Annotated in this window: 16 protein-coding genes; 14 read left to right on the top strand and 2 right to left on the bottom strand. The window is 71.8% G+C overall.

The window, feature by feature from the left end:
- Positions 1–2,058: SpoIIE family protein phosphatase (locus AB0B40_RS35840; protein WP_362267740.1), on the bottom strand; the 2,058-nt coding region annotated here is incomplete at its 3' end.
- Positions 2,059–2,548: 490 nt separating this feature from the next.
- On the opposite strand from AB0B40_RS35840, the gene AB0B40_RS35835 reads away from it, so the two are divergent.
- Positions 2,549–3,733 carry an ROK family transcriptional regulator gene (locus tag AB0B40_RS35835; protein WP_345056025.1) on the top strand — a complete coding sequence of 395 codons (1,185 nt, stop codon included), beginning with the start codon at positions 2,549–2,551 and terminating at the stop codon, positions 3,731–3,733.
- A gap of 277 nt (positions 3,734–4,010) precedes the next feature.
- On the top strand, positions 4,011–6,422 hold the full coding sequence (locus tag AB0B40_RS35830; RefSeq protein WP_362267737.1) for a glycoside hydrolase N-terminal domain-containing protein: 2,412 nt from the start codon (positions 4,011–4,013) through the stop codon (positions 6,420–6,422).
- Between the two features lie 19 nt (positions 6,423–6,441).
- Here AB0B40_RS35830 and AB0B40_RS35825 read toward each other — a convergent pair whose 3' ends face one another.
- Positions 6,442–7,215, bottom strand: coding sequence for a TetR/AcrR family transcriptional regulator (locus AB0B40_RS35825; protein ID WP_362267734.1), 774 nt, complete (start codon positions 7,213–7,215; stop codon positions 6,442–6,444).
- Between the two features lie 253 nt (positions 7,216–7,468).
- Here AB0B40_RS35825 and AB0B40_RS35820 point away from each other — a divergent pair, with 253 nt between their 5' ends.
- From AB0B40_RS35820 to AB0B40_RS35765, 12 genes are all read left to right on the top strand, one after another.
- A complete protein-coding gene (locus tag AB0B40_RS35820) occupies positions 7,469–9,181 on the top strand; it encodes an MFS transporter (protein WP_362267732.1) in 1,713 nt (570 codons plus the stop codon).
- A 385-nt stretch (positions 9,182–9,566) separates the two neighbouring features.
- A complete protein-coding gene (locus AB0B40_RS35815) occupies positions 9,567–10,310 on the top strand; it encodes a beta-phosphoglucomutase family hydrolase (protein WP_362267730.1) in 744 nt (247 codons plus the stop codon).
- Positions 10,307–12,733 carry a glycosyl hydrolase family 65 protein gene (locus tag AB0B40_RS35810; RefSeq protein ID WP_362267727.1) on the top strand — a complete coding sequence of 809 codons (2,427 nt, stop codon included), beginning with the start codon at positions 10,307–10,309 and terminating at the stop codon, positions 12,731–12,733. The genes AB0B40_RS35815 and AB0B40_RS35810 overlap by 4 nt, the downstream gene beginning before the upstream one ends.
- Positions 12,734–13,467: 734 nt before the next feature.
- Positions 13,468–13,671: a cold-shock protein gene (locus tag AB0B40_RS35805; RefSeq protein ID WP_345056013.1), complete on the top strand. Its 204-nt coding sequence runs from the start codon at positions 13,468–13,470 to the stop codon at positions 13,669–13,671.
- A 221-nt stretch (positions 13,672–13,892) separates the two neighbouring features.
- Positions 13,893–15,437 (top strand): DEAD/DEAH box helicase, encoded by a 1,545-nt coding sequence (locus AB0B40_RS35800; protein WP_362267725.1) that lies wholly within the window; start codon positions 13,893–13,895, stop codon positions 15,435–15,437.
- A gap of 219 nt (positions 15,438–15,656) precedes the next feature.
- Positions 15,657–15,944 (top strand): SCO5918 family protein, encoded by a 288-nt coding sequence (locus AB0B40_RS35795; protein WP_345056009.1) that lies wholly within the window; start codon positions 15,657–15,659, stop codon positions 15,942–15,944.
- A gap of 52 nt (positions 15,945–15,996) precedes the next feature.
- Positions 15,997–16,374: a hypothetical protein gene (locus tag AB0B40_RS35790; RefSeq protein ID WP_345056007.1), complete on the top strand. Its 378-nt coding sequence runs from the start codon at positions 15,997–15,999 to the stop codon at positions 16,372–16,374.
- Positions 16,375–16,578: 204 nt separating this feature from the next.
- Positions 16,579–17,052, top strand: coding sequence for a DUF5994 family protein (locus tag AB0B40_RS35785; RefSeq protein WP_345056005.1), 474 nt, complete (start codon positions 16,579–16,581; stop codon positions 17,050–17,052).
- 258 nt (positions 17,053–17,310) lie between these two features.
- Entirely contained in the window at positions 17,311–17,694 is a 384-nt protein-coding gene (locus AB0B40_RS35780) for a hypothetical protein (protein WP_345056003.1), read from the top strand.
- A complete protein-coding gene (locus AB0B40_RS35775; protein ID WP_362267723.1) occupies positions 17,691–21,443 on the top strand; it encodes an AAA domain-containing protein in 3,753 nt (1,250 codons plus the stop codon). The genes AB0B40_RS35780 and AB0B40_RS35775 overlap by 4 nt, the downstream gene beginning before the upstream one ends.
- Before the next feature lie 210 nt (positions 21,444–21,653).
- A complete protein-coding gene (locus AB0B40_RS35770) occupies positions 21,654–21,875 on the top strand; it encodes a hypothetical protein (RefSeq protein WP_031110278.1) in 222 nt (73 codons plus the stop codon).
- A 114-nt stretch (positions 21,876–21,989) separates the two neighbouring features.
- Positions 21,990–22,124, top strand: a complete 135-nt coding sequence (locus tag AB0B40_RS35765) for a hypothetical protein (RefSeq protein ID WP_345055998.1) — start codon at positions 21,990–21,992, stop codon at positions 22,122–22,124.
- Positions 22,125–22,174 lie beyond the last annotated feature (50 nt).

Below are 22,174 nucleotides of genomic sequence, written 5' to 3'. Positions count from 1 at the left end.
ACTACAGCGCCTGCCTCGGCGTCTCCGCCGCCCACCAGGCCAGCGACCACCCCGCAGGAGCCGGTCACAGGTCTCCTCAGCGGTGCGGTCCGGCGATGCCAGAAGAGCGAGGAGGTCGTCCAGGCGCTCGTCGATGGGATCGCTGCGGGTCTCGACCAGTCCGTCGGTGTACAGGACGAGACGGTCGCCGGGCACCAGGTCGATGGTGGTGGTCTCGAAGGGGACGCCGCCGACGCCGAGCGGGATCCCCGTGGGCAGGTCGAGGAGTTCCGGCCGCTTCCCGGCCCGCAGCAGGACCGGGGGGAGATGGCCGGCGGAGGCCACGTGGAGCTGGGCGCGGTGGGGGTCGTAGACGGCGTACACACAGGTGGCGATGTACGGGTCCAGGCCGTGGGTGATCTTGTCGAGGTGGGTGAGGATCCGGGCCGGGTCGAGGTCGAGGTCGGCCAGGGTGGAGGTGGCGGTGCGCAGTCGGCCCATGGTGGTGGCGGCCGGGATACCGCTGCCCATGACGTCGCCCACCGCGAGGGCCGTGCGGTCACCGCTGAGGGGGATCACGTCGTACCAGTCGCCGCCGACCTCGTGGAAGGCCTGGGCGGGCCGGTAGCGGGCGGCGATCTCCAGGCCGGCCCTTCGGGGCGGGAGCCGTGGCAGCAGACTGCGCTGCAGGGTCTCGGCGGTGTCGCGGATGTGCTGGTGCAGGACGGCGTTGTCGATGCTCAGCGCGGCGGACGAGGCCAGCTCGCAGGCGAGGGTGAGGTCGTCCTCGTCGAACGGCAGGGGGTTGCGGGCGCGGGCGAGGCCCATGACGCCGATGACCTGTCCGCGGGCGATGAGCGGGACGGCCATGTCGGTGTGGACCCCGGCCCGGGCGAGCAGACGGGCGGCCTCGGTGTCGGCGGCGACCCGGGAGAGTTCCTCGCTGTCCAGGTGGGTGATCAGCAGGGGGCGCAGGGTGCGGATGCAGTGGGACGCGGGGTGGTCGGCGTGGTAGGTGGTGAGGCGTCCCGGCGGGACGATCGCCTGGGCGGCGTCGGTGGGGTACGCGGTCTTCACCGCCAGGGCGCGGAACAGGGCCGGTCCCTCCTCCAGGTCCGTACGGCCCGTCCGCAGGACCGAGTCCAGGAGGTCCACGGAGACCATGTCGGCCAGGTCGGGCACCACGACGTCGGCCAGTTCCTGTGCGGTCCGCTCCACCTCGAGGGTGGTGCCGATGCGGGCCGACCCGTTGGCCATGAGGCGCAGGCGCTGCTGGGCATGCTCGGCCTCCTTGGCCGCCCGGTACCGGTCGGTGACGTCGACCACCACGGTGGCGATGCCCAGGGCCTGGCCGTGGTGGTCCTCCAGGCGGTAGACCGACAGGGCCCAGGCGTGGTCGTTGTCCGGGTCGGCGGCGGTGCGGCCCACCAGCTCCCGATCCACCACGGGGACGCCGGATTCCAGGGCCTCCCGCATGACGGTCTCCGCCCGCTCGAAGGCCGCGCCGGTCAGGATGTCGCGGAGGCCACGGCCGAAGTGGTCGGCCTCGGCGACGCCGTGCATGGCCGCCAGAGCCGGGTTGACGGTCAGGTACCGCAGCTCGGTGTCCAGGACGGCCAGTCCGATCGGCGCCTGGGCGACCAGCCGGTTGGACAGGGCCAGCTTGCGCTCCATGTGCCGCAGCATGTTCCGGTCGGTGGCCAGTCCCAGGGCGTAGTGGTCGCCGAGGTTGTCCGTCAGCCGCATGTTGCGGAACTCGATCATCCGGGTGCTGCCGTCCCTGTGCCGGACGGGGAACGCCCCGGCCCAGCTGCGGCCGGTCTCCATCACCTCGGCGAACAGCGTGATCGCCGCGTCCTGGTGTTCCGGGTTGAGGAGGAGCGGCGCCGCGTACTGTCCGACCGCCTCACCGCGGGAGTAACCGAACAGCTCCTCGGCCTGCGGACTCCACATGTCGATCCGGCCGTCGGCCTCCAGCAGCACCGCGGCGACGCCCAGCAGATCCATCAGCCCGCTCGGGTCCGCCGCGGCGCCCGCCAGATGATCCGCCTGCTCGGGGCGCTGCTTCGCTCGGCTCATCGCACGCGCTCCTTCCCTCCGCCGACCCCACCGGTGTACCCGTCTCTCACTGCGGGTCGGGCGGAACGGGCTTCCCGCAGATCAGCAGCCCTTTCCACGATGGGCCACGGAACCCGGGACGGCCAGGGCGGCGAACCGGGAAGAGCGCCGCGACCGCAGTCGGCCCCCGCCTCGCGGGCGACCCGTACAAGACCCGTGTGCATCACCTCGCCGGTCCCTTCACCACTCCACTCACCACTCCACTTCTACCCCTCCGGGCCATCGACGGTCCTGGGCGGACACCGGCACGCCACTCGACCGGCCTCACGCCACTCGAGCGGCGGCCGGTGACGCCGGGGGCCGACGGGGCGGCACCCGCCGGGCGGCCCTCGACCGGCGGCCGGCTCTCCGAGGTCCGGCGCCCCCCCGAGGGCCCCGCCTTCCGAGCCCCGGGGAGCAGAACGGCTTCGTTTATTGACAGCGGAAAAGATTCGCCCCTAGGTTTCCGGCCATGCCCTCGACCTCCGCCCGGCAGTCGGTCCCGACGTTGGCTCCGGCCGCGTCCCTGGTCTTCACCACCCTCCTCTCCCACGGACCGCTGACCCGGTCGGAGGTGGGGCGGCGGACCGGACTCTCGCCGGCCGCGGTCACCAAGGCGGTGCGTCCGCTGATGGAGCTGGGCTACCTGGTCGAGGGCGTGGACGAAGGGACCCGGCCCGGGGTGGGACGACCGGCCAACCCGGTCCGGGTGGACGCCGGGCGGGCGCTGTTCATCGGGATCAAGGTGACAGGCGACGAGATCATCGCCGTACTCGCCGACCTGTGCTGCCGGATCCGGACGACCCGGAACGTACCGCTCAGCGGCCGGGAGCCGGAGGCGGTGCTCCCCCGCGTCGCCGCGCTGGTGCGGGAGCTGCTCAGGGAAGCGGTCGGCCTCGGGGTGCGGGTGCGGGGGCTGGGCATCGCGATCTCGGGGGACGTGGACCGCGCGGACGGTGTGGTGCGCTACTCCCCCTTCCTGGAGTGGCGGGACGTACCGCTCGCCCAGCTGGCCGGAACCGCGACCGGGCTGCCGGTCACGGTCGACAACGACGTGCGGGCGCTCACCGTCGCCGAGCACTGGTTCGGCGCCGGAGTCGGACTCTCGGACTTCGCCCTGGTGACCGTCGGCGCCGGCATCGGCTGCGGCCTGGTGGTGCACGGGGAGGTGGTGTCGGGCGCGCACGGCGTGGCCGGTGAGATCGGGCATCTGTCCCTCGACCCGCACGGACCGCTCTGCCACTGCGGAAACCGCGGGTGCGTGGAGGCGATCGCGGCGGACCCCGCGCTGCTCCGCGCGGTGCGCGCGGCCACGGGCAGGGCGGTGGCCGGCGCCGCCGAGGCACTGGAGCTGGCCCGCGGCGGGGACCCCGCGGTCCGCGCCGTCTACGCCCGGGCCGGCGCTGCCATCGGCAAGGCCATCGGGTCTCTGGTGAACCTCCTCGGTCCCGAGCGGGTGATCATCTCCGGGGAGGGCCTGGCCGCCTACGACCTGTTCGCCGAGGGCATCCGGGACGCGTTCGCCACGTCCGCCTTCGGTACCGCCGCCGAGTGTGACGTGATGACCCGTGCCCTGTCCTTCGAGGACTGGGCGCGCGGGGCCGCGGCCACCGCGATCCAGTCCTTCATGGGGTCGCACACGTACGAGGAGCGGTGATGACCCCGCGCAGCCGCGGCCCCCGGCCCGCTCGCGGTCGGGACGACGTCGTCGGCCACCGGACACCACCGCACGGACCGGCCCCTCCTCCACCCACCGGCCCGGCCCCCACCGGCCCGGCCCCCGCCGCCCTCCGGGCGTCCCCCCGCCCGCCGCACCTGCCGCACCTGCCGCACCTGCCGCACCTGCCGCACCTGCCGCACCTGCCGCACGCAACGCCCGACGGTCCGTGACCGTCGTCCCCCTCCGCGCCGTTCCCGGACTTGGAGTGCACAACGTGGACACCCAGCACACCGCAGCGCGCGACAACCACCCGAACCGCAGGAATTTCCTCGCTCTCGCCGCCGGAGCCGGAGCCGCCCTCGGCGGCCTGCCCGCCTTCACCGCGTCGGCGGCGCCCGTCCGTCCCGCCTCCTCGCCGCTGCTGTCCCCGGCGGCCGCCGCGAGGAACCGGCTGTGGTGGCGGGCTCCCGCCGACCCCGGCTCGATGATCCGGCAGGGTCTGCCGGTGGGGAACGGGCGCCTCGGAGCGCTCGCGGGCAACGACCCCGCCGGCGAACTGCTGACGATCACCGACGCCACCCTGTGGACCGGTGGCCTCAACGACACGCCGGAGAGCGACGGCCAGTTCCCGTACGGCCGGGGCGACTTCGGCTCCCTGACCCTGCTGGCCAGGCTCGCCGTGGACATCCCCGAGCACGACCTGGGCTCCGTCGACGGCTACCGGCGCTCCCTGGACCTGGCCCAGGGCATGGTCAGCGCCTCGTACGAGCTGTCCGGCGTCACCTACGAGCGGGAGATCTTCGCCAGCCGCCCCGACGACGTGATCGTCCTGTACTTCTCCCAGCGGGGCGGCGGCAGCTACACCGGGACCGTCTCCCTCACCGGCACCCACGGCGAGGCCACCACCGCGGGCGGTACGGGGCGCTGCGCGTCGTTCGGCGGCTCCTTCGCCAACGGGCTGACGTACGGCGCCGCCGTGACGGCCCGCAGCGGCACCGGCACGGTCGCCGTCAGCGGTACGTCGATCTCCTTCGCGGGCTGCGAGGACCTCACCGTCGTGGTGAGCGGCGGCACCGACTACGCGCCCGACCCGGCCACCGGGTTCCGCGACCGGTCCGTCGACCCGGAACGGCTGGCGCGGACCAAGGTGCTGGCCGCGGCCGGACACTCCGCCCGCACGCTGCTGCACACCCATGTCGCCGACTTCCGCCCGGTGTTCCGGCAGCTGGACATCAGCCTCGGGACGTCGTCCGCCGCACAGCGCCGGCTGGACACCTGGGAACGGGTGCGGGCTCGCCACACCGACGACCTCCCCGACCCCGAACTGGAGGCCGCGTACGTCCAGTTCGGCCGCTATCTGATGATCTCCGGGTCGCGCGGCAGCCTGCCGATGGGGTTGCAGGGCCCGTGGCTGGACGGCAACGACCCGGACTGGATGGGCGACTACCACACGGACGTCAATCTCCAGATGAACTACTGGGCGGCCGATCGGGCGGGTCTGTCCGAGTGCTTCGACGCCTTCGCGGACTACTGCCTCGCGCAGCTGCCCTGCTGGACGGACGTCACCCGGCGGCTGTTCAACAACCCGGCCAACAGGTACCGCAACTCCAGTGGGAAGATCGCCGGTTGGACGGTGGCCATCTCCACCAATCCCTACGGTGGCGGCGGCTGGTGGTGGCACCCGGCGGGCAACGCCTGGATCTGCCAGAGCCTGTTCGAGCACTACGAGTACACCCAGGACCGCGCCCATCTCGAGAAGATCTACCCGCTCCTCAAGGGCGCCGTGGAGTTCTGGGAGGCCCGTCTCGTCACCACGACCGTCACCGACGCCTCCGGGGCCTCGCGCGAGGTCCTCGTCGCCGACAGCGACTGGTCCCCCGAGCAGGGGCCGCTGGACGCCAAGGGCATCACCTACGCCCAGGAACTGGTGTGGAACCTCTTCGGCAACCACCGCACCGCGGCCCGGGTGCTCGGCAGGGACGCCGCCTACAGCGCCACCGTCGAGGGTCTGCGCCGGCGCCTGTACCTGCCCGTGGTCAGCCCGAAGACCGGCCGGCTGGAGGAGTGGATGTCACCGGACGACCTCGGCGAGACCACACACCGGCACCTCTCCCCGCTCATCGGCCTCTTCCCGGGCGACCGGATCCGCCCGGACGGCTCCACGCCGAAGGACATCCTCGACGGTGCGACGGCCCTCCTGACCGCCCGCGGCATGGACAGCTACGGCTGGGCCAACGCCTGGCGCAGCCTGTGCTGGGCCCGGCTGAAGAACGCGGAGAAGGCGTACCAGCTCGTCGTCAACAACCTGAAGCCGTCGGTGAACGGCGGCAACGGCAGCGCGCCGAACCTCTTCGACATCATGGACATGGGACAGGGCCGTGGCATCTTCCAGATCGACGCGAACCTGAGCACCCCCTCGGCTGTGATCGAGATGCTGGTCTACTCACGGCCCGGACACGTGGAGTTGCTGCCCGCCCTGCCGGCCGCCTGGGCGGCATCGGGTTCGGTGTCCGGTGTCGGCGTGCGGGGCGGCTTCGTCGCCGATCTCGCCTGGAAGAACGGCAGGGTCACCCGGCTGACGCTGAGGAGTGTCGGTGGCCGCGACACGACCGTCCTCGCGGGCGGCACCGCCCGGCGGATCCGCCTCAGGCCCGGTGGGTCCGTCACGCTGCGCGACCTCGGGTGAGGCCGGCCGCGCCGACGGTTCACACGGGCGGTGAGGGCAGGTAGGTCGCCAGGCCGCGCAGGATGATCTCCAGCCCGGTGTCGAACCTCTCGTCGGAGGAGTCCGTCACCATCACCCCCGCCATCGCGCGCAGATGGGGGAAGTCCTCGGCGGGCAGGGAGGCGAAGTAGTTCTGCATCTCGCCGGCCATCTCGCGCCAGTCGGGACGGGCCAGGGAGGAACCCTCACCGCTGTGCAGGGCGGCCCGGTCCTGCCACATGCCCTCCTCCAGGACGAATCCCTCGATGTAGGTGGAGAGGAGGTCACCGGCCTCCGCCGCGACACGGTCGGGCAGCCCGGCGGTACGGAAGACGGCGAGCAGCGCCTCGACGTGCGGCAACAGTTCAGCGGTGAAGGGGACGTGGGCCATGGAGATCCTGGCCATGTCCCGGTGGGACCGCAGGCAGTGCCGCCAGGCGCGGGCGTAGTCCCGCACCTGCTCCCGCCACCGCCCGGGATCGGGTTCGGGGATCTCGAAGCTGTCGAAGAGCCGGGTGTACATCAGCTCCAGAAGATCGTCCTTGGAGCTGACATGGGCGTACAGCGCCGAGACCGCGGTGCCGAGTTCGGTCGCCACCTGGCGCATCGACAGCCCGTCGAGCCCCTGCCGGTCCAGCACGGTGAACGCGGCGTCGACGACCCGCTCGCGTGAGAGCGGTTCCCGCGCGGGGGCGACGCGGGCCCGGGCGGGGCGCTCGCGCTCCCAGGGGGACGGCGGAGGGAGCGCGGGAACGTCGGCGGCCGGGTCGTTCATGACGACAGTCTAGACACCGGAAGAACGCCGTTCTCCGGTGCCGCGCACCGTTCATCGGAGCAGACGGATACGCGATATATCTTGTTCCCTGCGCTCGACTTGCGCTATATCTTGATGAACAGCGTTCTTGCACTGAGCGTCGTTCCCTTATGGTGAACACTGTTCAACCACTGAACAGTGTTCTGCGTCCTCTCCCTCCATCCCACCGCGCCCGCGGTCCTCATCGCGGCGCGGCCTTCTCCGAGGAGTTCCGATGTCCACCACCGGTGTTGCGTCCGTCGAGACGCCCACCGACACGCCGGCGCCCTACCGGTGGCGCTGGGCTGCCCTGTTCGTGATCCTCGCCGCCGAGGTGATGGATCTCCTCGACGCCGTGGTCACGAACATCGCCGGTCCCGCGATACGGGCCGACCTCGGCGGCGGCGCCTCCACCCTGCAGTGGCTCGCCGCCGCGTACACCCTGTCCATGGCCGTCGGGCTCGTCACCGGAGGCCGGCTCGGGGACATCCACGGGCGCCGCCGGATGTTCCTGGTGGGGGCCGCCGGCTTCACCGTGGGTTCGCTGCTGTGCGCGACGTCCGCGTCACCCGGGATGCTGATCGCCTCGCGCGTCGTCCAAGGACTGTTCGGCGCCGTGATGCTGCCGCAGGGCCTCGGCATGATCAAGGAGATGTTCCCGCCGAAGGAGTCGCAGAAGGCCTTCGGCATGTTCGGACCGGTCATGGGGCTGTCCGCGGTGTGCGGGCCGATCCTCGCGGGCTGGCTCGTGGACGCCGACTACTTCGGCACCGGCTGGCGGATGATCTTCCTGATCAACCTCCCGCTGGGGGCCGCGGCCCTCCTGGGCGCCCTGCGCTACCTGCCGAGGAGCCAGTCCGGCGGCAAGCCGCGCCTGGACATCCCCGGCATGCTTCTGGTCTCGCTCGCCGCACTGCTCATCATCTTCCCGCTGGTCCAGGGGCGCGAGTACGACTGGCCTGCCTGGACGTTCGTGATGATGGCCGCCTCCGGGATCGTCTTCGCCGTCTTCGGCGTCTACGAGTCGCGCCGCAGCAAGGCCGGCCGGGACCCGCTGGTCGTGCCCAGCCTCTTCCGCAAGCGGGGGTTCAGCGGCGGCATGGCCCTCGGCCTGGTCTTCTTCTCGACCATGCAGGGCTTCATGCTGGTCTTCAGCCTCTACACCCAGATCGGCCTCGGCTACGCGCCGCTCAAGGCGGGCCTGTTGATGGTGCCCTGGTCGGGCGGCATGGTCGTCGGCTTCGGCATCGCTCAGGCTGTCGCCCGGTTCGGGCGGCCAGTACTGCAGGCGGGCACGCTGGTCATGGCGGCCGGCGTGTTCGGCGTGTGGCTGACCCTCGATGTCGTCGGGGACGGCATCGGTCCCTGGCAGCTGGTGCCGGCCCTGCTCGTCACCGGCATCGGGATGGGCCTGCTGATGGCGCCGTTCTTCGCCATCGTGCTCGCCAGTGTCGAACAGCACGAGACGGGCTCGGCGTCCGGCACGATGACCGCGATGCAGCAGCTCGGCGGCGCCTTCGGCGTGGCACTCCTCGGCACCGTCTTCTTCGGTCTGCTGGGCGGCGGGATCGCGGGCGCCGTCGACCACCACGCGGACGGTCTGCGGCGGGAGCTGACCGCCGCGCACGTCGCACCCGCCGCGCGGGAACACATCGTGAGGGACCTGCGCGCGTGCGCGTCGGACCGGGCCGTCGCCAAGGATCCGGCGGCGACCCCGGTGTCCTGCACCCGCCTGGAGAAGGACACGCGGTCCGCTGTGACCTCGCCCGAAGCCGGCGCCCGGATACCCGCCGTGCTGCAGAACGCGGCGTCCTCGGCCTTCCGCGGCGGTTTCGGGTCCGTCATGCGGACGGTGCTGTGGATCGTCGACGGCCTGCTCGCCCTGACCTTCCTGCTGGCGTTCCTCCTGCCGCGTCACGCCCGCCCCGAGGAAGCCGGCGGGCACTGAGGCAGGGGCCCGCCCCGGCCGACAGCGAGGGCGCCCCCGCCCGGCGGGGGCGCCCTCACAGCCGCCCGCGGCAGGGAAGAAGACCGGCGGGCGCAGGAGGGCGGCCACGGCGGGCGGCGACCGGGCCGGCGCCCGCGCCGGTATCGGGCGCCAGGATCGGGCGCCGGCATCCCCGACCCTTGTGCTCCGGGCCCGCGCAGGGCATCTGCACGAGCACGGACAGCGGCACGGTTCGGCGTCTGGTTCGGCGTCCGGTGAGCTTCCCCCGCCACGACGAACCGGTGGTCCTCCGGCTGGGCCCGTGCCTCGACCGAGCGGGTGCCTTCCGGCGTGCCGGGCAGCGGGCTGTCCGCGTCGGCCGCGCGTGCCTTCTAGCCTCGGCGGCATGCTGGGGCTTCCTGCTCACATCCGTGCCTGTCTGTTCGACCTCGACGGGGTGCTCACTCAGACCGCGAAAGTGCACGCGGCCGCCTGGAAGGAGATGTTCGACAGCTGTCTCCGCGAGCGGGCGACCCGCGAGGGGACCGAGTTCGTCCCCTTCGACGCGGTCCGCGACTACGACGAGTACGTGGACGGACGCCCCCGCGAGGACGGGGTGCGCACGTTCCTCGCCGCCCGTGGGATCCACCTCCCCGAGGGATCGCCGGACGACCCGCCGGAGGCGGAGACGGTGAACGGCCTGGGCACCCGGAAGAACAACCTGGTGCTCCAGCGGATCCGGCAGGAGGGGGTGGAGCCCTACGAGGGCTCGGTCCGCTTCGTCCACGCCGTGCGGGAGGCCGGGCTGCGCTGCGCGGTGGTGTCGTCCAGCGCGAACTGCCGGGACGTGCTGGTGGCGGCGGGGATCGAGGACCTGTTCGACGAGCGGATCGACGGATTGGTGGCCCGCGAGCGGCAGCTGCGCGGCAAGCCCGCCCCGGACACCTATCTGGAGGCGGCCCGCGGGCTCGGCACCGAGCCGTCCGACGCCGCCGTGTTCGAAGACGCCCTGGCCGGTGTCGAGGCGGGCCGGGCGGGGCGGTTCGGCGTGGTCGTGGGGGTCGACCGGGTGGGCCAGGCCGAGCAGTTGCGGGCGCACGGGGCCGACGTGGTGGTCCAGGATCTGGCCGAACTTCTGGAGTCCCGGTGATCACTCATCCCAGCTTCACGGTCGAGCCGTGGTGCCTGCGCGAGACCGAGCTGAACCTCGACGTGCTCGCGCAGAGCGAATCGGTGTTCGCCTTGTCCAACGGGCATGTCGGATGGCGCGGGAACCTCGACGAGGGCGAACCGCACGGACTGCCCGGCGCCTACCTCAACGGCGTCTTCGAGCGCCACCCGCTCCCCTACGCGGAGGCGGGCTACGGCTACCCCGAGTCCGGCCAGACGATGATCAACGTCACCGACGGCAAGATCATCCGGCTGCTCGTCGACGACCACCCGTGCGATCTGCGGTACGGCCGGCTGCTGGCGCACGAGCGGTCCCTGGACTTCCGCTCCGGTGTGCTCAGCCGCACGGCACGGTGGACCTCGCCCGGCGGCCGGACGGTCCGGATCACCTCACGCCGTCTCGTGTCCTTCACCCAACGCGCGGTCGCGGCGATCGTGTACGAGGTCGAGCCGGTCGACGGACCGGCCACCGTGGCCGTGCAGTCCGAGCTCGTCGCCAACGAACAGATGCCCCACTTCGAGGGCGACCCGCGCGTCGCCGCGGCGACCGAGTCCCCGCTGATGCCCGAGGAGCACTTCGCCCAGGACACCCGGCTGCGGCTCGTGCACTGCACCGAGCGCACCGCGCTGCGGGTGGCGGCGGCGGCCGACCACATCATCGAGGGGCCCGAGAGCACGCGCTGGACGGCGCAGAGCGAGCCCGACGTGAGCCGGCTGACGGTGACCGCGGACCTGGTGCCCGGGCAGCCGCTGCGGCTGGTCAAGTTCGTCGCGTACGGCTGGTCGGGGCAACGGTCGCTGCCGGCCGTCCACGATCAGGTGGACGGAGCGGTGGCGGGCGCGGTCAGCACCGGCTGGGACGGGCTGGTGGCGGCCCAGCGGGCGTACCTGGACCTCTTCTGGGCCCGCGCCGACGTCGAGGTGGAGGGCGACGCGGAGATCCAGCAGGCGGTGCGGTTCGCCCTCTTCCATGTGCTCCAGGCGGCGGCCCGCGGCGAGAACCGGGCGATCCCGGCGAAGGGCCTGACCGGAACCGGGTACGACGGACACTCCTTCTGGGACACCGAGTCGTACGTGTTGCCCGTGCTGACCTACACCGCCCCCGAGACCGTCGCGTCGGCGCTGAGGTGGCGGCACCGGACGCTGCCGGCGGCTCGGGAACGCGCACGTCAACTCGGGCTGTCCGGAGCGACGTTCCCCTGGCGGACCATCGACGGCGCCGAGTGCTCCGCCTACTGGCCCGCCGGTACGGCCGCGTTCCACATCAACGCCGACATCGCCATGGCCGTCGTACGGTACGTCCTGGTGACCGGAGACGAGGCCTTCGAACGCGCTGAGGGGCTCGACCTCCTCGTGGAGACCGCACGGCTGTGGCGTTCCCTCGGCCATCACGACGCGGAAGGCGTCTTCCACATCGACGGCGTCACCGGCCCCGACGAGTACAGCGCCTTCTCCCGGGACAACGCGTACACCAATCTGATGGCCCGCCAGAACCTGCTGGCGGCGGCGGACGCGGCGGTGCGTCATCCGGACCGGGCGGCGGAACTCGATGTCGACGACGAGGAGGCCGCCGCGTGGCGCGACGCCGCGGCCCGGATGGCGCTGCCGTACAACGAGTCCCTCGGCGTGCACGAGCAGTCGGCCGGCTTCACGACCCTCCAGCGCTGGGACTTCGAGGCGACACCGCCCGAGAACTATCCCCTGCTGCTGCACTACCCGTACTTCGACCTGTACCGCAAACAGGTGGTGAAGCAGGCCGACCTGGTCCTGGCGATGCTGGAGTGCCCGGACGCCTTCACCGACGAGCAAAAGGCGCGCAACTTCGCCTACTACGAGGCCCTGACCGTTCGTGACTCGTCGCTGTCGGCGAGTCGCCAGGCGGCGCTCGCCGCCGAGACCGGGCACATGCGGCTGGCGTACGCCTACCTCGGCGAGGCCGCGCTGATGGACCTGGACGACCTGGAGCACAACACCCGCGACGGACTGCACATCGCCTCCCTCGCCGGCACCTGGTTCGCCCTGGTCACAGGTTTCGGGGGCCTGCGCAGATACGTCGGCGACGGCGAAGGGCCGGAGCGGCTGTTCGGCGACGGCGAGGGGCCGGCCCGGCCGTCGTTCTCGCCACGCCTGCCGGAAGCCCTGTCGAGGCTGGCGTTCACCGTGCTGGTACGCGGGCGCAGGCTGAAGGTGGACATCGGCCAGTCCCACGCCCGCTACCAGTTGGTCGAAGGCGAACCGCTGGTGATCGTGCACCACGGGGAGCCGGTGACGGTGACCGTCGGCACACCGGTCGACCGGCCGGTGCCCGCGCTCCCCGCACGCCCCGAACCCCAGCAGCCGGCGGGCCGCCGCCCGGAGGGGCTGCACCCCGGGGAGGAGTCCTCGCCGGAGGCGCATGAATAACGCGGCGGAGAGCCTGCCCCGTGCGGCTCCGTACGGCTTCCGTGCGCCTTCCGTGCGGCCAGGGCGCGCGCAGGCCGTCCGGGTTCGGGAACGGCACGGCCCGCGACGGCCCCGGCGCCTCGGTCGACCCTCCCGCCCGTGACGGGCGTCACGCGAAACGTTTCGACCTTCCCGCTCTCTCCCGTGTCCGGACAGCTTCTCGGCCCGTGACACAGCCCGCGGGGGATCCATCCGGGGGTTCATCGGAGCAGGTCATGGGCGTGATCTCGAGCCCGGCCAAGTGAGCCGTGCGCCCCACGACGGGCCGAAAGTCTGTCGCGGCGAGACCAGATCCGCGCGTCTGGCGGAGTCAGGATCGCCACCCCCGGCAGGCGGCGTCGGCCCCTTGCGGGCACGGGTGTCGCGCAGCCTCGGGACCCTCGTCGCGCACCCCGGACGAGGGTGCGACGCCCACGAGGTACGCCCCTGAAGAAGCTGGATGAACCGAGTGCGAATACCTGGTCCCGCCAGGACAGATATCCAGTCTCCAGTGGAACGAGAATTACTGAGCGAGGCCGAACACGCCTGCGCACCCCCGCTCCACCCTGTGTTAGCGTGATACCAGTTGCAGTTTTGGTTGCCAGAGACTTGTTTCTTTGCAGAGCTTTCCGGATCTTTCCGGAGGGGTGATCATCGCGGCGACTCGGGATCCGTAAGGTGCGGACTCCGGCACTGCCCCCCAAGGGAGATTCAATATGGCATCTGGCACCGTGAAGTGGTTCAACGCGGAAAAGGGCTTCGGCTTCATCGAGCAGGACGGTGGCGGTCCGGACGTGTTCGCCCACTACTCGAACATCGCCACCCAGGGCTTCCGCGAGCTTCAGGAAGGCCAGAAGGTTAACTTCGACGTCACGCAGGGTCAGAAGGGCCCGCAGGCCGAGAACATCGTTCCCGCCTGACGCTGACGCGACTTATGTAGCTGGGGCCCGCGCTCTTGGGGTGCGGGCCCCAACTCATTGCGTTCACACCTCCGCGGGATTCCCCGCAGCATTGACAGCCCTGGCCCCATCGAGCGGCCCGGCTCTTCGCATTTTCTTCGGCTCATTCTTGTGAATCCTCGTGCGGTTCCCACCGCTGGGCGGGTTTCCTCGATACGTGCCGCATCGAGGAAGGTTCCCCCATGAACCGCACCCGTCGTACCGGCGGCGGCTCCGCTCGCTCCCGCGCGGACCGAGGCACCGCGGGCTCAGCAGGCTCCGCCCGCGGCAGCCGCTTCCGTTCGGAGACGCGCCGCCAGAGCCCTCGTCCGGCCACCGGGCGCAACAGCGGCGGCCAAGGAGCACGCCCCACCGCACGCCGTCAGGAGTTCGCCCTGCCGGTCACCGTCACCGAGCCGCTGCCCGCGGTCGAGTCGTTCGCCGAACTGGACATGCCCGAACGGCTGCTGACCGCGCTCGGCACCGAGGGCGTCACCGTGCCCTTCCCGATCCAGGCGGCCACGCTGCCGAACGCGCTGGCCGGCCGGGACGTCCTGGGCCGTGGCCGCACGGGCTCGGGCAAGACACTCGCCTTCGGGCTGCCCCTGCTGGCCCGGCTGGACGGTAAGCGTGCCCAGCCCCGGCAGCCGCTCGCCCTCGTCCTCGTACCCACGCGGGAGCTGGCCCAGCAGGTCACCGACGCGCTCGCCCCCTACGCCCGCGCCCTGCGGCTGCGGCTCACCACCGTGGTGGGCGGCATGTCGATCGGCCGTCAGGCCAGTGCGCTGCGCGGCGGTGCCGAGGTCGTCGTCGCGACGCCCGGCCGGCTCAAGGACCTCATCGAGCGGGGAGACTGCCGGCTGGACCAGGTCACGATCACCGTCCTGGACGAAGCCGACCAGATGGCCGACATGGGCTTCATGCCCCAGGTGACCGCGTTGCTCGACCAGGTCGGACCCGACGGACAGCGGCTGCTGTTCTCGGCCACGCTGGACCGCAACATCGACCTCCTGGTACGCCGCTACCTCCATGACCCCGTGGTGCACTCGGTCGACCCGTCCGCGGGAGCCGTCACCACGATGGAGCACCACCTGCTGCACGTGCACGACGCCGACAAGCACGACGCCGCGACCGAGATCGCCGCCCGGGACGGGCGAGTGATCATGTTCCTGGACACCAAGCACGCGGTCGACCGGCTGGCCAAGCACCTGCTGTCCGTCGGTGTGCGTGCCTCGGCCCTGCACGGCGGCAAGTCCCAGCCGCAGCGCAACCGGACGCTCGCCCAGTTCAAGGACGGCCGCGTCACCGTCCTGGTGGCCACCAACGTCGCCGCCCGCGGCATTCACGTCGACAACCTCGACCTGGTCGTCAACGTGGACCCGCCCGGCGACCACAAGGACTACCTGCACCGTGGCGGCCGTACCGCCCGCGCCGGCGAGTCGGGCACCGTCGTCACCCTCGTCCTGCCGCACCAGCGTCGCGCGATGGACCGCCTCATGACCGACGCCGGCATCACTCCGAGCACCGCCCGGGTCCGCCCGGGCGATCCCGAACTGCAGCGCATCACCGGCGCCCGGACCCCCTCCGGCGTGCCCGTGACCATCCCCGCACCGGTCGCCGAGCGAAGCGAACGGGGCGAGGGCCCGGGATCCGCCGGACGCGGTCGCAGGGGACGGGCCGGTGGACGCGGTGGAAACGGGCGGGCCACCACCCGGACCCGTCGCGCCGCCCCCAAGACCAACCCGTAGGCCGCCCTGGCGCCGGGCTCCCGGCATGGCGACAGCCGTCCGGCGCCGTCCCCGCCCCGGGCCTGTCCCCTCCCCCGACGAGCCCGGCCACGCCACCCCGCTCTTCCCGCTCTTCCCGCCTGAACCGCTCCCCGCTTGCTGACCATCCGCTGACCGCCTGCTGACCGTCGTGGCGCGGTCGACCCCTCCGGTTTCTCCCCCAACCCCATGGAGGCATCCATGCGCTGTGTCATCGCCCGATTCCCCTTCGACCTCACCAAGAGCGAGGTCGAGCAGTCGATGAGCGGCATCACGCCGGAACCCGTCACCGGGCTGACCGTGACCATCGGCCCCAGCGTCTACCCCGTGATGCAGGTCGGAGAAGTGATCACCAGGCAGAACCGCCGCGACTTCACCACGGGTGAGATGCGCCGGGCCCTGACCCGACTCGGCTTCACCTGCCACGACGCGCCCACGGTCACGCCGGCCTGGGACGCGCGAGCCGAACAGGGTGTCGAGGGCTGGTGACCCGTCACCTCCTGTCCGACGTCACTCCCCCGCTGGGCTAGGCTCTTCAGGCATGTCGCACCCTGACGAACTGCTCGTCGGTATCGCCGAGATGGTGGAGTCGCAGCACAGCAGTCGAATGTCCCTGACCGTGGTGGTTCCGGGCGCCGTCATCACCGGCCGGCTGGCCCCGGAGGCCCTGTGGAAGGAGCGGGTGGCCGAAGTCCTGCGGGACTCCGAACACCTGCGGCGGTTCGCCGCGGCCTTCACCCCGCCCCCGGGCAGCGGCCATCCGCCACCGCACGACGGCGGCCCCACGCATCTCCACTTCCACGTCGCCCGGATCCTCCAGGGCAGCTTCGGCATCCCTGACACGGGTGGCATGTACCGCGTCGCGTTGAAGGACGTGAGCGCCTGGACCATCGGGGACATCGGCTACACCGATCAGTGAGCCCCGGCTCTCTCGTCCGCCCGTCCGTGCGTCCGTGCGTCGCTACGGCGTGTTCCGGCCACTGTGACCTCCGGCCGGCCCTGCCCGGCGACCCCGGACGTACGCTGGTCGTACCGAGAGCACCTCGCGCAGCGCGTCCACGGCGGTGCCGTTCCCGGCGAACGACGGACACGGGCGGCCACGGGCCGCCCGGGACGGGATCGCATGAGGGACGTCATCGGAATGCCGGCAGACGGCGTCTTCCCGGGCGGGGCACGTACCTACCGGATGCCCGTGCCCCGGCTGACACTCACCGCCGGTGTCGGCCACGGTCCGCTGGACGGGGCATGGTGGCCGCGCTGCGACCTTCTGGAACTGGAACTGCCCGCGCTCGTCGGCTCGCTTGATCCCGATCTCGGCACCGTCACCCGCGTCACCGTGGACACCGTCGCCTGGCCCGACGTCCCGCGCACGGTCTCCACGCCCGGCCGGCCGATCGAAGTAGCCCTGTCGGACGTCGATACCGAAGCGCATGCGATCGCCCTGGAGTACGGCACGGTGGGCCACCGGAACCTGCTGGTGATCCCTCCCGGCCAGTCGCTCGCCGCGGCGACCTGGCTGCTGACCAGGGCCGCGGACCCGGGGAACACCCTGTCGGCCACCCACATGCTGGCGCTCGCCGAGGCCGGTTTCGCATAAGGGGCCCGCTCTCCCGTCAAGCCTCTCGTCCCCTCACAGCGGCCCCCGTCAGGCCCCTCGTCCTCCCTCACAGCGGCGCCGTCGGCCGCGTGCTGCCCGAGCCCCGCAGCAGTGGCTGGATGCCATCACCCACGCCGAACCGAGGCTGCTGCCACAGGCGTCCTCATGCCAGAGTCGCCGTGCGCGGAGCGCGGAAGGCAGTGGCTGAGAAGCAAGGAGTGGTGCATGCAGGACGGGGGATCGCGGTGGAGAGTCGTCGTGTCCACAGGCGGTGACGCACTCCGGCAGGAGCGCCTCACCCGGGACCTGTACGACTCGCTGCGGGAGGCAGACGGTCTGACCGTCGGCCTCAGTGAGGGGGAAGGACTCGCCGAGCCGGGCCGCAAAGGGGCGGGAGCGGGCGACGTGGCCCTCTGGGCCGCCACGGCCACGGCAGTCGCCCGCCCGGCGTCCCGGGTCCTCATCACGCTGATCAGGGAGTGGTGCGCCAAGGAACGGCACCGCAAGGTCGAGGTCACCTACGAGGGCCACTCCGTCAGGATCACAGGGCGCCCGGACGCGGTCCAGGAGCGGATGGTCCGCGAATTCCTGGACCGAGCCGCCGGCAGCGGCGCCGCCGGACCGGAGGACGGCGCCGCGTGACCCGTCTGCACAAGCGCCGTGCCCTGCTGATCGGCAACGAGCACTACGACGACAGCCGCTTCGCGCCACTGCCGTCCACACGCGCGGACCTCTGGGGGCTGACACAAGTCCTGAAGCACCGCAACATCGGCAACTTCGTCTCCGTCCGGACCGAGTCCGACCTCACCGCCGACGACATGCGGCTGGCCATCGGCGACTTCCTGGAGGAATGCGACGAGGACGAGCTGGCGCTGGTGTACGTCTCCGGGCATGGCGTGCGGCCGGTCCGGGACGGCGGCGAGTTCCACTTCGTCGCCAGGGACACCGACTTCGACCGGGTGACCGAAACCGGCGTCAGCGCCGGCTTCGTCAACGAGTCACTGGAGCAGTGCTGGGCCCCGCAGAAGGTCGTGATGATCGACTGCTGCCGCAGCGGCGGCTTCGCCGTCGGGCTGCGTACCTCGGACCCCGGACCCGGCGGCGCTGTGGCCAAGTCCGGCGAGCAGGCCCTGCTGACCAGCAGAGGCGTCTACGTCCTGTCGTCGTCGCGAGCCGGCGAGGACTCGTACGCGGATGCCGGCGACGGAACCGACGTGAAACCTTCCGCGTTCACGGGCGAGGTGATCGAGGCCCTGCGGACGGGCAAGGTGAGCAAGGACGGCAGCAGCGAGATCTCCGTCGACGACCTGTTCCACTTCGTCAACCGGCGCATGCGCGCCCAAGGCGGCCGCCAGGTGCCGGTGCACTCCGCGCACGGCGTCGACGACCGCATCGTCATCGCGGCCAGCCCGCTGGGCCGGGCCCCGATCCTCGAACCGCTGAGTCGACGGCCACGTCCCGTCGCCGACGAGACGTCTCCGCCCGACGTGGCCAAGTCCGCTCGTCCGCAGCCGACTTGGAACGATCTCCTGGACTACTACCGCGAGTGCGTCCTGGCCGACGACACCAAGACGCCGCTGATGGAAGTGGGCCACCACAACACGTCGTATGTCTGCCTCGACGGAGCGGAACGCTTCCTCTCCGGCGATGTCGACACCGACGGCTGCGTCGCGCTTCCCGACGAAGCGGTCACGCTCATCGAAGCGGCGACGGAACAGGACGCCGAACTGTGGGCGGGCTACCCGGCCGTCGTCCTGACCGGACCGCGCACCGGACGCTCCTGGCGGCACCCGAGGTTCGCTCCCCTTCTGATCCGCCGCGTGGAGATCGTCCAGGGGGACGGCGGGTGGCGGTTGAAGCCCTACGGCCCCGTCCAGCCGCATCCCCGGCTGGCCCTCGACTGGCTGGGCGAGGAGGAGGCCGCCCAACTCGCGGACACCTTCCAGCCCTCCTGGCACCGGGGCCAGCACGACCGTATGGCGGTGGACGCCCGCAACCTCCTCACGCAGGAGTTCGAGCTGCCGTGTGTCCAGGAACTCCGTCCCGACCAGCTCGCGGACCGCATCGACATCCACACCCCCGGACACGGCGCCCGTAACACCGCGGTCCTCTTCACGGCCCTGCCCGAAACCGGCTTCACCAAGCGGCTGCTCGACGACTTCGCCGAGATCGGGAAGAAGACGGACCAGATCCAGACGACCGCCCTGGGAGCCCTCGCGCCCGACGCCTCGCAGCGCACGGGTGCGCATGCCCTGGCAGACCCCGAACCCGCCCGCCTGGTGACGCCCCTGCCCTGTAACGAGGCCCAGGCCGCGGTCATCCGGTCGGCCATGTCCCGCCGCCTGACCGTGGCCACGGGGCCGCCAGGCACCGGCAAGAGTCAGCTGGTGGCCAACCTCGTGGCCACCGCCGTCACCGGCGGACAGACCGTGCTGGTGGCGTCCACCAACAACGAGGCCGTGGACGAGGTCTGGCGGCGCTGCGAGAAGCTGGTGCCCGGCAGCGTCGTCCGCACCGGCTCCTCCCGGGGGAACGGGACGAGCTACGCGGAGACCGAAGCCGCGGCCCTGCACGAGCTGCGGGCCCTCGCGGAGCCCGCTGTCAACGTGGCCACGGCGGCCGTTGAGGCCGAGATCGCGGCCGAGCGCCTGGCCGGTGTGCGGCACGACTTCGCACGTGTGGCGACCGCGGAACGGAAGCTGCGCCGGGCGGGCGAGGCCCGTGAAGAACACGCCGGGCGACTCGGTGTGCCCGTCGCCGCGCTCCACGGTCTGCTCAGCGGCTTGCCGCAGCCGCAGGAGCTCGAGGACAGGGCCCGCCGCCTCGCCCGGACGCGGTTGTTCGGCTCGTGGCGCCGAAGCCGCTTCCTCCGCGGGTCGGGCCTGGACGCGTACCGCGACGACCTCGTCGAGGGCTGCCTCGCGCTCGCCGGGTTCGCCGCCGCCGAGGCGGAATGGCGTGACCTGCACGGGCAGGTGGCCTGCGCGGACGACACGGCACTGGCGAACTCGCTGCGCGACGCCGAACTCGCCGTCCAGGCCGCCTCACGCGCCCTCCTCGCCGGTACGGTCCGGGCCAATGCCCGAGCCGGGCGCCGCCGTATCCTCGACCTGCTGCGGGCCCGCGCCGGCGACCGCGGTGACTGGCCCCAGCTGCGGGAGGTCCTGGGGCGGGCACGCGGGCGGACCGAGCCGCCAGCGGTGGCCGGCTGGGCGGTGACCAGTCTCTCCGCCCGGCGTTTCCCGCTCGGTCCGGCCCTGTTCGACCTCGTCGTCATCGACGAGGCCGGCCAATGCGCCATCCCGCACATCCTGCCGCTGCTCTTCCGCGCGCGGCGCGCTCTGGTCATCGGCGACCCCATGCAGCTCACGCACATCGCGAAGACCGGCCCGGAACGGGAGGCGCTCATCCGACGCGGGACCGGGCTGCGGTCGGAGTGGCTGGAGCGGCACCGTCTCGCCTACCGGCGCCATTCCGCCTTCCACGCCGCCGAGAGGTCCGCGGGCGGCACCCTGCTCCTCGACGAGCACTTCCGCTGCCACCCGCACATCGCCGCGATCTCCAACGATCTCTTCTACGATGGTGACCTGACCGTCCTCACCGACACCCGCGGCCGGCCGGCCCTGCCCCGTCCCGCCGTCATCTGGACGGACGTACCCGGACGGGCCGCCCGTCCCCCGTACGGCGGATCCTGGGTCAACGAAGGTGAGACGGAGAAGGTCGACGCCAGCGTCCGGTACCTGCTGGAGCACCTTCCACCGGAGGCCACCGTCGGCGTCATCACCCCCTTCAGGGCGCAGGCCGAAGCGCTGCGCAACCGGTTGAGCCGGCACGACACGGAGCGGGTGCGCGTCGGCACGGTGCACACCTTCCAGGGTGGTGAACGCGACGTCATGGTGTTCTCCCTCGTCGCCGGTGAGGGCATGCATCCCGGTGCGGTCGCATGGGTGGCCGGCCAGCTGAACCTGTGGAACGTGGCCGTCACGCGGGCCCGCAGCCACCTCATCATGGTGGGCGGCAAGGCCCTCTGGCGGGAGCGGAAGGGCATGGCGGCCGCGCTGCTGGAGGCCGCCGAACGCGATGGCGCGGGCCCTCGCGACCACGACGGGGACCCTCTTCTCAAACGCCTCTACCAGGCACTCTCCCGCCAGCCACAAGCCACCGTCACGCTGGGCGGGAGCATCCACGGCCACCCCGTCGACGCCCTGGTGCGAGGTGTCGACGGCGCGCCGAGGGCCGTACTGCTCGACCGGGGTGCCCGGGAGGACGCCGACCCGGCACGTCACCTGCGGCTGGCTCTGCACCGCCGCGGCCTTGTGAGCGGCGCCGAAGAGGGTGACGAAGCGACCCGCTGGCCTGTCTGGAGGCTCTACGACACCGACGGCGGCTGACCGGGCGGCGTCGGCCACCGGCCGGACGAGGCCGCCCCGATCCGGCCGGGGATTCGGCACAGAAACCTTGAAAGCGGACACTGTCCACGGCACGACGAGCGCCGCGACCACCCGCTCATGGGCCGCCAGTTCGATCACTACGGTGCTGCGGGAAGGATCTGTGCCGACGGCCACAGCGAAAGGGCCGGAAGTAGGCGCATACTAAGGACAATGACTAAGCCTGCTGCACCGAAGCGTCATCTGCCTACCAGCCCCTTCAAGGCCCCGGTCGCGCCTGCCCCCAAGCACTTCGCCGTGGGCGACCAGGTCACACACGACATGTACGGCCTCGGCCGCGTGATCGGTATCGAGGACGGAATCGCGGCGCTCGTGGACTTCGGATCCGCGCAAATGCGGATCTTGAGCCCGTACGCCAAGATGACCAAGCTGTAGGACCGCTGTGCCCGGTCACGGCACACCAGGGCCCCTCAGGGACCTGTCACGAAAGAGAGACCTCTCATCGATCTGACATCGCTGTTCTCCGCCCCGGAAGGGCAGACCCGCAGTGTGACGGCGGCATCGCCGCCGCCGACGACGAATCCCTTCCAGACCCCGGACTTCGGGGAGGACCAGACCTTCGAGTTCGAGGATGCGCAGGTGCCCGACCCGGGCATGCGTGCGGCGCGACCCGAGGCGGCCTAGGGCCTGTTGCGAAAGTGCTGGTCACAGCCACTCGTTGAGGACTGCGACCA

This window comes from Streptomyces sp. NPDC042638 (assembly GCF_040647235.1).
GTDB classification, from domain to species: Bacteria; Actinomycetota; Actinomycetes; order Streptomycetales; family Streptomycetaceae; genus Streptomyces; species Streptomyces rameus.
The sequence above is the reverse complement of the archived record's forward strand: the minus strand, read 5'-3'. Positions and strand labels throughout refer to the sequence as shown.

Excerpts from the sequence above, each read along its gene's own strand:
- AB0B40_RS35800 (WP_362267725.1), top strand. The coding sequence starts at position 13,893 with ATGAACCGCACCCGTCGTACCGGCGGCGGCTCCGCTCGCTCCCGCGCG.
- AB0B40_RS35835 (WP_345056025.1), top strand. The coding sequence starts at position 2,549 with ATGCCCTCGACCTCCGCCCGGCAGTCGGTCCCGACGTTGGCTCCGGCC.
- AB0B40_RS35790 (WP_345056007.1), top strand. The coding sequence starts at position 15,997 with ATGTCGCACCCTGACGAACTGCTCGTCGGTATCGCCGAGATGGTGGAG.
- AB0B40_RS35820 (WP_362267732.1), top strand. The coding sequence starts at position 7,469 with ATGTCCACCACCGGTGTTGCGTCCGTCGAGACGCCCACCGACACGCCG.
- AB0B40_RS35825 (WP_362267734.1), bottom strand. The coding sequence starts at position 7,215 with ATGAACGACCCGGCCGCCGACGTTCCCGCGCTCCCTCCGCCGTCCCCC.
- AB0B40_RS35805 (WP_345056013.1), top strand. The coding sequence starts at position 13,468 with ATGGCATCTGGCACCGTGAAGTGGTTCAACGCGGAAAAGGGCTTCGGC.
- AB0B40_RS35785 (WP_345056005.1), top strand. The coding sequence starts at position 16,579 with ATGAGGGACGTCATCGGAATGCCGGCAGACGGCGTCTTCCCGGGCGGG.
- AB0B40_RS35795 (WP_345056009.1), top strand. The coding sequence starts at position 15,657 with ATGCGCTGTGTCATCGCCCGATTCCCCTTCGACCTCACCAAGAGCGAG.
- AB0B40_RS35815 (WP_362267730.1), top strand. The coding sequence starts at position 9,567 with ATGCTGGGGCTTCCTGCTCACATCCGTGCCTGTCTGTTCGACCTCGAC.
- AB0B40_RS35770 (WP_031110278.1), top strand. The coding sequence starts at position 21,654 with ATGACTAAGCCTGCTGCACCGAAGCGTCATCTGCCTACCAGCCCCTTC.